A 10,905-nucleotide genomic window follows, 5' to 3' on the forward strand; every position below is an offset into this window, starting at 1 on the left:
GGATTTACCTTGCTGACCATACCTCCCGCAGCCCCCGACGGCCATTTATCCTCATCATATATCCACAGCTCCAGGTCATTTTCCCGGGCTTTATCCACACAGAACTTCACATCCTCCATCCACTCTGTGGAAAGATACTCCGTCTCCAGCCCTTCACGGGAATGAATAAAAAATCCCCCCATTCCCGCCTTCTTAAATCCCTCTATCTGCTCTCCCAGATTCTCCCTCTGAAGCCTGTCATTCCACCCCCAGAAAGGAGCACTCCGATACTCCTTCGGCGGATTCTTAATCAATCCCTTTACCTCATCCAATGTGCCCATCCTCATGTCCTCCTCTTATAGTCCCACATTACATTATTGTTCTAAATTCCCTATTCCATCATCACCAGCACCGTCGCTTTTATTGTATCCATTCGTTACCAATACACAGCGTTTTCGCAACTGATATTCCTAAGCGGGGCATTTCCAGGTGCGCCCTTAACGGAGGCGAGATCCACTGCTTACGAAGACTTAATCGTGAAGGCTCTCCTGAACGATTTAGTCGTAGTTAACAGTTAGCTCGCCGCAGTGTTGCACCGCCCCGCGTGGAATATCAGCTGCGAAAGTGCGTCCGGGTAACCGCGCCTCCCGATACAACAAAAGGGACTGCAAAACAGTCCCTTTTCCAACTACCCAAGTTCATATTTTACATGAAGTTGTTAGGTATAAACATAATAATATCCGGTACATAAGTAACCAGGAACAACAGCCCGATCATAATAAGTACCATCGGCAAAATCTCCCGTATGACACCCTTGATCTTCGTTTTTCCAAGTCCCGAAACAATAAACAACAGCATACCAAATGGCGGTGTGGAAAGACCGATCATCATGTTCAGGCAGATTACAACGCCGAAATGAACAAGGTCAATACCCATAGCCTGTACCAACGGAAGAACCATTGGTACGAATACCAGCTGGATAGTACTTACATCAAGTACACAGCCAAGAAGCAGGAATACGATGTTTACGATAAACAGGAAAATGTATTTGTTATCTGTGATTCCCATAACCAGGCTTGCAACAACTCTCGGAACCTGCTCCAGAGAGATGATGTAAGAGAACAGCATGGAAGTTCCGCAAAGGAGAGCCAGTGTAGCTGTGTTTGCAGCGGATTTCTTGATGATACCCCAAAGCTTTTTCCATCCCAGTGTTTTGTAAATCAGTGCTGAGATGATCAGTGCGTATGCAGAAGCAACAGCACCAGCCTCTGTAGGAGTACAGATACCGGAATAAATTCCGCCAAGAAGGATTACAACTGTAAACAGCGCCGGAAGAGCCTGCACGGTAGCCTTCAGGAACTCTCTCTTACTCATGACCACACCAGCCGGATAATTTCTCTTATGAGAAATAAACGCAACATAGATCATAAGAAGAATGGCAAGTAAAACGCCAGGAACCATACCGCCCATGAACAGCTTACCAATGGAAGCGCCAGATAACATAGCGTAAATAACCATCGGAATACTTGGCGGGAAAATCGGTCCTACAGTTGCGGAAGCGGCTGTGATAGCACAGCTGAACTCTGCATCGTAACCCTCTTTTTTCATCTGGTCGATCTCCATCAGACCAATGCCGGAAGCATCTGCGATAGCAGAACCGGTCATGCCGGAGAAAATAAGGGAAATAAATACGTTAACCTGTGCTGTACCACCTTTTAATCTTCCAAGAAGACCATTACAGAAAGAGAACAGCTTGTCTGTTACCTCACCTTCATTCAGCACGTTTGCCATGAAAATAAACAGCGGCGCTGCAAGCATGGTATAGTTTGCAAACATGTTACCAGTGATAACGGTAAATACCTGGCCCAGTTTGTCCGGAGCTGCAAGCAGAAAATATGTAATAGAAGCTGCAAGCATGGAGAAAGAAACAGGCATACGGATTATGAAGCAGATAGCCATAACCACAAACAACATAATAATCGGCATACTCATGATTCTTTTCCTCCTTCCTTGTATTCTTTAAATGCATTTCTGATATTGATACAGGTTCTGACAATGATCTCAGCCAGCATATACATAAATGGTGCAAAAACAACTGTATATGGAAGCTTCAGAACTCCTGTCACCATTTTCTTTCCAACCATGGACTGGAAACACGGTACAAAACAGGTTACCAGCAGGATTAAAAGAAATGTATTGTAAACTACTTTAAAAATAAACTGGGTACGAGGTTTTACAGCATCGTAAACCAGACCAAATACTACGTGTTCATCAGCCTCCATTGCCTTACCAACGCCGAAGAACATGGTCCACATGTAACCCAGAACAGATACCTCATAACTCCATGTTACAGGGGTTTTGAAAAAATATCTGGATACGATCGTTACCATAAAGGTAAGGAAAATTACCAAAAACGTAATGTTTGGGATAAAAACGCCAAGAAAATCGACGATCTTTTTCCCGATCTTTTTGAAATTATCCACAGTTTCCTCTCCTCTCAGATTCACTTTTCTGCCATCGGTTTGTTCCCTTTTGCAGACACTACTGCAAAAGGTTTCACCTGTGCAGACAGGCAAAAAATCTGTTCTTTGTTAAAAAGCCCAGGCCGTACACACAGCCTGGGACTTTTCTTTGTTATAAGTCAGACAGATGTCTCAAGTTTTGCTGTCAATTCATAGCTAATCACTATGTCTTGCCTGTTGTCACGACAATTCAGTTTACTCTTCTGCGGTTGTTGTATCAGCCATAGCCTGGATTTCGTTGTAAAGATCCATATCCCAGTCTTTGATCATATCTTCGTTTTCCATATACTTAGCCTGAACTTTTTCTTTAAACTCGTTGATGTCAGGATATGTAACAGTAAGTCCCTGCTCCTCAAAGAATTTGATCAGTTCAGCTTCTCTGTCAAGTCTTGCTGTATCGTTTACGTCTCTTGCATATTCCATAGCCTCAGTAACAGCTTCCTGCTGAGCCTCTGTCATGCTGTTCCATGTGTCACCGTTGATACATGGCATGATGGAATCAACAACGTGGTTTGTGATTGCGATGTATTTTGTTACTTCATAGAATTTTGCACTCTCGATACTTGGAAGCGGGTTATCCTGTGCATCTACAGCGCCAGTCTGAAGTGCAGTATACAGCTCACTGAAGGAAAGTGGTGTCGGGTTTGCACCAAGTGCCTCACCAAGGAACAGCCATGCTTCAGAGTTCGGCATACGGAGAAGTAATCCGTTCATGTCATCGTAGCTGTTGATTTCTTTCTCTCTTGTGTTGATTACACGGCTTCCAAGATAGAAGCTGGAAAGAGGTTTGATGTTCAGTGTCTCTTCAATCTGTGGACGGATCTTGTTAAGTCCGATGTCACCGTTGAGAACGCTTGTCATATGCTCATAGGAGCTGAACAGATATCCGGAAGCAAACATGCTGTAGGACGGAATCTGTGTTGCAATTGTCGGGAAGGAAATATATGCCAGATCTGCATCTCCGTTAAGAAGAGCATCAAACTCGTTCTCGGAAGAGAACAGAGAACCGTTGTCGTAGCATTTACATGTTACGGAACCACCGGATAATTCCTCAACTTTATCTGCAAACTCATACATAGCCTCTGTATGGGAGTCACCGCTTACAGATACTGATGTAAAGATCAGCTCTACTGCCGGGTCATTTGCTGCTGCAGCATCTGCTGCCTGTACACTGATGCTTCCTGTTAACAGCATTGTTGCTGCCATAGCTGTTGATAATACTGCTGCCATTAATCTTTTTTTCATTCTCTCATCCTCCTGATTTTTACACACTATGTGTTTTTGTTTCCCTTTTTTCACGTATATTTGTAACCCCAATTACAAATCTTAAGAAATACCTTTCAGCCGGCCTCACGGTCCCCACCGTTCCGGCAGTTATCTCTGATTACTTTCCAAAAAAGCTCTTGCGGAAGGTCTCTGTGATCGCACAGAACTCTTCGATCTCTAATTTCTTGCTTCCTGTAAGAAGCTTATAATCCTGTCTTCTTGACTGAAGTGTCATCGGCACACCTACCAGATTCATATGGTATTTGCTGTTTACCGGATATACCTGGCACTCAACCATGGAAGCAGCGCCAAGGAAGTTCATAAGCTCCTGTGCTTTCTCCGGCTGCTCTTTATAGTTCTTGCAAAGCCATACATAAAGATCCGGATGGAAGTTTGCCATAACTCCTGAGTATCCTGCACATCCCATTTCCATGCTGCGAAGAAGTGTTGCTGCATTTGCATTGAAGATCTTTAATCCGGTGCCCTCAACTGCTTTGCATTTTGCTTCCAGCTGATCAAGATCACAGCAGGTGTCTTTCAGGAATGCAAATTTCTCAGTCTCTGCACACCATTTGAGAAGCTCTGGTGAAAGAAGTCTCTTGTATGGTGCCGGGCACTCATAAACACCGAACATATCTCCATCAATGTGATCCAGAAGATATTCAATATTTTTCTTAGCTACATCTTCGCTCTCGTTCTCTTTTGCAAACTGATTGGAAATGAAAACATATGCATCTACACCGGCATCGATTACAGTCTGAGCTTCGCGGATCTGATCCTCTACCTTCTCAGCGCAATGTCCGGAAGCAATTACTCCCATGTGCTTTGGTGTATTATTGATAATAAATTTTGCAAGCTCCACTCTCTCCTGTGGGCTCAGCTCAAACATTTCACTGGACTGACATACTGCGAAGATTCCGTCAACACCGTTCTTGTCATACCACTCAATGATTCGAAGGACTGCATCATAGTCGATCCTGTTGTCCTCTGTAAAAGGTGTGATCATAACCGGCCATACGCCGCCTGCAATTGTTTTTTTCATGCTCTTCTCCCTCTTGATGTTTACTTGTTGCTGTTCACCGGTAACGTTCCGCGATGTGTTTTTATGAACGGAATGAACAACAACATTTACTATCCACTGCAACCGCGCAATTGCTTTTCAACTGTGACTATAGTATAATATAAATAATTTAAAATTGCTTTCAGCAAAATATTTAGTACTATTTTATAACTTTGTACGAAAAAGAATACAAACCAGCAAAACATAGTGCGGTAAACAAAACAGAGTTACGGTTCACTTCGTTCACAGTAACACACTTCGCGGAACGTTACCAGTGAACAGTAGTAAAACAGACTGCAACACAATAATTCACGGACATAAGAAGAGGCGACTTGAATGGAACAGGAAATATTTGACGATTACATATGGAACGAACATAAAAAAATATTAACAGCAGATAAACATAAGATCCCGGGGCTTAGAAATCTTTCTCATTTTACACCTATGGCACCTGGCGTTCCGGTTCCTCTGCATTATCACTCTGATATCATCGAGCTTCATTTCATGGTGAAAGGCCAGCGCAAGACTTACGTTATGAAAGGCGGCGTCCGCACCAGCTACTGTGCTACCGGAAATAACCTTTTTATCACCAGACCTTATGAGCTTCATACTACAGGACATATTGCCCAGAACCGCTGCGAATTTTTTGCAATGCAGCTGGATCTGAAGGAGCACGATAATTTCCTTGGTCTGAACCAGCATTACAGCAATATTTTGTGCCATCGGCTTCTGAATATGGATCAGCACCTGTACCATGTAGGCAGTTCCCAGATTTCCATGCTGCGCACTGCTTTTAACCTGATTTCTTACGGAACAGAAGGCGACTCCATTGCCGGTGTCCAGTATCTGACCTGTGTACTTGCCAGTCTGAACTACCTGACTGCAGTTCCAGCCCAGGAAGAGATCAATGAACAGCTGAACAGTGACATCGGACATGCGCTGAAATACATTGAACAGAATATTGAAAACCCCATTACACTTCAGGAGCTTGCCCAGGCATCCAACTATTCTCTATCCCGTTTTAAAGCCAAATTTAAAGAAGAACTGGGAATTACTCCTGCTGAATACATTACCCTCCAGAAAATGGATCGGGCACAGATGCTTCTGAAGACTACAGATGATTCCATTACAGATATTGCTTACCAGCTGGGCTTTTCTTCCAGCAATTACTTCTGCTCTGTTTTCAAAAAGACTCTGAGCTACAGCCCGGCGGCATACCGCAAAAGTTTTTCCCAGTCATAGAAAATGCTGCAAAATCATTGCAAAAATGATTTTGCAGCATTTTTTTCCGCGTCCAGAGCGTGTTTGAAAATCATTCCCGCAATCTGCGCGCCCTGCTTTGCTGTATATTTTTCCCGGATTCAGCTGCGGTAGCTGAATCCGGGCTCAATACCCTTACTATTCTGGCTTTGCAATATCACCTGTTTAATTGATTGCAAAGGTCTGCTGTGTATCATAAAATCCGTCCTGATACATGACGTAGATTTCATAATTATCTGCATTCATTCCCTGAAGCGGCACCGGGATATTTTCATAGAAATCCAGAAATGTTTCCATATGCAGACGAACCTCTGTTGTATCATAAACATAGGTATTCTTCGCCCCTTTAAAAATGATCTGGGAAATCTGATGATCATAGGTCCCTATATAGAGCACTTTTCCAGTGATGTTATATGTCAGGGTATCTGCCGGAAGCACCTGATCCGGTTTCTTGTTCCACAGCCATTTCCAGGTCTTCACCGGCTGCCACAATTCTCCTTTGATATAATTCTCATCCAGCTCCATAGGACTTGCAAGATCGTTGTAATCAATCCGCATTTCCTCTGCACGGTAAAAGGTTTTCTTAAGACAGTACTGATTCAGGACCTTCTCTGTATCGTAGTCAAACTCGTAGGTCATTCCCTTCCAGCCGTTTTCTGCATTTGCCACATGACCGCACATTCCGAAGAAATGATTGCTGTCAGCCTCATAAATCGCTGCGGATGTGATCTTGGACCATACCGTAGGAATCTTCTTAATCTGCTTCACAGTACCTTCTGCTTCATTTACAGAATATACCAGCAGGTAGGATTCCTCTGTCTTGTCATAATAGTCGATATCTTTCTTCCTTCTCCACAGGAAATGGTTATCAAACATGGTGATTTCTATAGTCTGGTCATCGCCATCCAGATCTGTATCGATCTGATATGCTGTATGCTGCTGGAACTGATAAATGAAATCACCATCTGCTTTCAGCACATATTTTTCATAGTCTGTGCCTTCCCAGAATCTTGGATCGCAAAGAATCCACTGGATTTCCTTGGTTGTCCAGTTTACCTTGATCACAGATTCCAGATTGCGGACACTGAGCAGAATAGTATCTGTCTCCGGCTGATAGGAAACCGTATTAATATGAGCCCAGTCAACCAGATTCTCGTATTTGCATTTAATAATATCTTGAAGTTTCAGTTCATTTACCACCGCACCTGTCTGCCGGTCGATTTCCTCAACTTTATCTTCACAATGGCTCTGCATGGAGCTTGTAAGCACCAGAAGATTTCCGCCTGGCTCCTTCTCAATTACCTCATGATGACTTCCCCCGGAAAGATAATACATGTTGTAAGCTCTTCCCAGATAATCCAGCTCATAAAGATTGGTAGACTGAGGCTTCTCCAGGTTCGGAACATATCCGGCAGTATCCTGCCAGATCATTCTGCAGTTGGAAAGCATGTAAAGGCCATAATTTCCAGTCTCTTTGTTCATATACCAGCGAATATCTCCCATGCAGTCATATGCAAAAGGAAGATGAGTGCGCTGTCCGTAAACCATGGTCAGATCATATGCAGATTCTCCACTGGTCTCCACAGGTTCGATCACATCCGTAAGAGACTCTGGCAAAGCTTCTGTTGTAATGGTGATCTCCTGGGAATCCTTCACTCTGCCGGAATCATCCAGAAGTTCCAGTACTACTGTATTATCCTCTCCCGGATAAAGACCGATAATGGGCACTCTGTGTGAACTGGCCGCATCTATCTCTCCGCTGATGTCTGCTGCTGCAGTTTTTCCTTTCACAGTAAAGCGCACTCCATACTCTTCTTCTGTGTCAAAAAGTACTACTGCAGTTAATGGGGAAATCTGATATGGGTTAAGAATAACCATGGGATCATCCCATGTATATCCATTTTCCTGCTCTGCCTGCAGCTGTTGGTCAATCTCATAGGAGGTTGCCACCAGTGTTTTCGCCTGAGGGATTTCAGTCTGGATATCATTCGCGGAATCATCGTTTTCCTGAATGGAAATCGTGTCATCCACATCCATGGTAACATTCAGCTTTTGACCGTAATAGCCATATTTTTTCTTCCGTTTTTCTTTTACAGAATAGGGAATTTCCTGATTGGTAAGTTTCATGTAAGTATTATAAATTCCCCGCCGCTTTTTCCAGCAAAGGCCTGCAAACAATGCAAGCAGCACCAGAAACAGAAGCAGAATGGTGATTTTTTTCTTTTTGCTCCATTTTTTCATACTGTAAGCTCCTCAAATTTTTGTCGTTATGTCTGTACAGGCTGCAAAGCCTGTAACGTCAAAATGGGTTCAAGGCTCTTGAACCCATTTTGACAAATTATATACTTATGCCTGACTGTACATATATCCCGTATTATAAAGAACACCGTCCAGTTCCAGGTAAATATCCCATTTCTGACCTTCCAGCCCGTCAACTGCCGTCCAGCCCTTAACTGTAACATTTGTTCCGTCATCTCCTTCAGAAGGAGTCTGTGTCAGCTGATAAGCTCTCTGGGACTCACCGCTTATCAGGATCATCTTTCCAGCCTGCAGATCTGCTGCTGCGGTCTGGGTCTGGAAGCTTCCGTTCACACTGATCTTGCTTCCATCCAGCAGGAAATTCCAGCCATCTGGCAAAGCCTCTGCGGTGCTCACATCAATGCTGCTTTCCTCATAACTTGTCTCTCCAAGAGAACCAAGCACCTCCGGAACTGCGGATGGATCATATTTTCCTTCTGTATAAAGGGGCATGCGGAAAGAACGATAGGTCAGCGCATTATAAGTGTCACCGGAGATCGTCAGCTCAAAGCTCAGCTCTCCATTATCTACCTGATCAATATGTGTGGTCTTGGTCAGTCCCTGTACAAACATATCTTTCGGGTAATAATCACTGCGGTTTTCTTCATCGCTATGCAAGTGGGAGCCAGCTGTGATCCACAGATGATCCTGTGTTCCATCCAGGGAAACCACACCGGAAATCCAGTCCGAATACCAGTCGGCGCCTCGCTCTTTACCATACTCAGTTACCTGGGAAACGGTCATGTTCTCTGTATCAATCTGATAAACAACCGCACGGGAATATACGTTATCACCACTTACACGGTTATCGCCATCCACACGTTTTACCTTGGCAGTACCATTGTCAAAAAGAGCAATATCTCCATTATCCAGAATGGAAACATTATGCTGTGCATAGAACCATTCGAAATCTTCTCCCTCCGGAGTAAAGAAATAAGACGGATCCACACCATCCCAGCCTGTAGGATCTCCAAGGATCCATGCCAGGGATTTGTCCTCTTTATTTACTGCTACAATGGCATCTTTGTGTCTTGCAGAAAGAAGAACCAGATCATTCTCTGCATCATAGGCAAGACCATTATTATGGAACCAGTCAGCTTCCTCACTTCCGTCTGAATCCATAGAAGCAGACTGTCCATCTTCCTGGCTGATGAGATCTTTCATGTCAAGCTCCCATACAACATCACCGGTCTCGCGGTCAATTTCTACCACGTAGTCCTCAACTGTGCTTAAGTCCGGGCTGTCAGAAGCCACCAGGAGATTGCCATCCGGAAGCTCCACGAAATCGTGATGCTGGCCACCAGGAATCATGTATTCGCGGTAAATTTTTCCCAGAAGGTCGACTTCGATCATTCCTTCTTTATAGTAGCTGCTCTTCAGCACATAGGATGCAGGCATGAGAAGATGCCCGTTCTCCAGCTGGTGAACTCCGAGAGTTCCGCCAATATTGGTAAAGAATCTGATATCTCCGGCCGCATCTACTCCATACAGGGTTCCCATAGTGGAGCAGACAAAAGTCAGGTTCGAATAATCGTAACTTGCCTCGCTTTTCATCTCTGTCTGGATTGTACCGTAATCAACACCTATATCTTCTGTGGTTACTTCAAAGGTAGCAGAAGTCCCATCATCCAGAGTGATTACAACCTCTGTGGTATCATTGTTGTAAAGACCATAAATCGGGACGATATGCTCCGTTGCCTCCTCAAAAGTTCCCGTCACATCGTTCTCTGCTGATTTCCCTTTCACAGTAACAGTTCCGCCGCAGGCTTCCTCTGTGGAAAAAACGGCAACTGCACTTAAAGGGGACATTCCATATGGATTGACTACAATCAGAGCCTCATCAAGACTGTAGCCGTTTGATGCCTCCTGAAGAAGTGCTTCATCAACAGCAGTCTGCTGTGCAAACCGGTCAGTTACTTCCAAGGCTGTCGCCTGGGACTGGGTATCTGCTGTTTCTGCTGCCTCGGAATCTGCATTCTCTGCATCCTCGGCAGTTTCTGTTTCCGGCTCATCTGTTTCTGTCTCTGCTGTAGTTTCTTCCTCTGCTGTAGTTTCTGTTTCTGCTGCAACTGTAGTAATAGAACCCGCTGTCATTGTCATCATTACAAGTATTGCAGCCAGTTCCCGATATCTTTTATTCTTCATGCCAGCCTCCTGTGCAATTTTATGATTTCTCAAACACGATCTAATACAAAATCCGCATTTTCATACCACCGTCATGGCAGCTGACGGATTGTCTGCATTTTTTATCATCCTTATAATGCGCAGTGATATTCCTCTGCCTCAAATGGATAGCTAAGCTCCAGACCTTCTGCATTCTCGTCAATCTCAAATGCGATCCAGCCCTCGTTGGAACCGAAATTCAAAGTGGTTCCTGCCATACGTGTCATACCAAGCTCTGAAATGAATTCATCATCCATTCTGCTGTATTCATTTCCTTCACTGTCAGTCAGCTTCAGATTCGCCCAGTCCAAAGTCTCCTTGCTGCCGTCTTTCTCGATCTTCAGCTTAATCATACAG

Annotated in this window: 9 protein-coding genes and 1 pseudogene; 1 reads left to right on the top strand and 9 read right to left on the bottom strand. The window is 44.1% G+C overall.

Features of this window, described 5'->3' with window-relative positions; translation table 11 throughout:
* The 5 genes and pseudogenes from AB5170_RS19765 to AB5170_RS19785 all read right to left on the bottom strand — a co-directional run.
* Positions 1-320, bottom strand: a pseudogene (locus AB5170_RS19765) (hypothetical protein); the annotation flags it as partial.
* A gap of 364 nt (positions 321-684) precedes the next feature.
* The gene (locus AB5170_RS19770) at positions 685-1,971 is read right to left on the bottom strand and encodes a TRAP transporter large permease (RefSeq protein ID WP_173717181.1); all 1,287 of its coding nucleotides are present in this window, start codon (positions 1,969-1,971) and stop codon (positions 685-687) included.
* Positions 1,968-2,462 (bottom strand): TRAP transporter small permease, encoded by a 495-nt coding sequence (locus AB5170_RS19775; RefSeq protein WP_118577898.1) that lies wholly within the window; start codon positions 2,460-2,462, stop codon positions 1,968-1,970. Before AB5170_RS19775 ends, AB5170_RS19770 begins: the two co-directional genes overlap by 4 nt.
* 234 nt (positions 2,463-2,696) lie before the next feature.
* Positions 2,697-3,746 carry a sialic acid TRAP transporter substrate-binding protein SiaP gene (locus AB5170_RS19780; RefSeq protein WP_118577897.1) on the bottom strand — a complete coding sequence of 350 codons (1,050 nt, stop codon included), beginning with the start codon at positions 3,744-3,746 and terminating at the stop codon, positions 2,697-2,699.
* A gap of 139 nt (positions 3,747-3,885) precedes the next feature.
* On the bottom strand, positions 3,886-4,809 hold the full coding sequence (locus tag AB5170_RS19785) for a dihydrodipicolinate synthase family protein (protein WP_118577896.1): 924 nt from the start codon (positions 4,807-4,809) through the stop codon (positions 3,886-3,888).
* A 354-nt stretch (positions 4,810-5,163) separates the two neighbouring features.
* Here AB5170_RS19785 and AB5170_RS19790 point away from each other — a divergent pair, with 354 nt between their 5' ends.
* Positions 5,164-6,069, top strand: a complete 906-nt coding sequence (locus AB5170_RS19790; RefSeq protein WP_118577895.1) for an AraC family transcriptional regulator — start codon at positions 5,164-5,166, stop codon at positions 6,067-6,069.
* 14 nt (positions 6,070-6,083) lie between these two features.
* Here the strand turns inward: AB5170_RS19790 and AB5170_RS19795 are convergent, their stop codons facing one another.
* The 4 genes from AB5170_RS19795 to AB5170_RS19810 all read right to left on the bottom strand — a co-directional run.
* The gene (locus AB5170_RS19795) at positions 6,084-6,188 is read right to left on the bottom strand and encodes a DUF6783 domain-containing protein (RefSeq protein ID WP_368072594.1); all 105 of its coding nucleotides are present in this window, start codon (positions 6,186-6,188) and stop codon (positions 6,084-6,086) included.
* Between the two features lie 64 nt (positions 6,189-6,252).
* Positions 6,253-8,328, bottom strand: coding sequence for an aryl-sulfate sulfotransferase (locus AB5170_RS19800; protein WP_173717184.1), 2,076 nt, complete (start codon positions 8,326-8,328; stop codon positions 6,253-6,255).
* Positions 8,329-8,433: 105 nt separating this feature from the next.
* The gene (locus tag AB5170_RS19805) at positions 8,434-10,530 is read right to left on the bottom strand and encodes an aryl-sulfate sulfotransferase (RefSeq protein WP_195589556.1); all 2,097 of its coding nucleotides are present in this window, start codon (positions 10,528-10,530) and stop codon (positions 8,434-8,436) included.
* A 110-nt stretch (positions 10,531-10,640) separates the two neighbouring features.
* Positions 10,641-10,905 (bottom strand): hypothetical protein (locus AB5170_RS19810; RefSeq protein ID WP_368365142.1); only part of this gene is annotated, 265 nt, incomplete at its 5' end.

The sequence above is a fragment of the Ruminococcus sp. RTP21484sp1_RTP21281st1_A8_RTP21281_210402 genome (assembly GCF_040914025.1).
GTDB classification, from domain to species: Bacteria; Bacillota; Clostridia; order Lachnospirales; family Lachnospiraceae; genus Blautia_A; species Blautia_A faecis.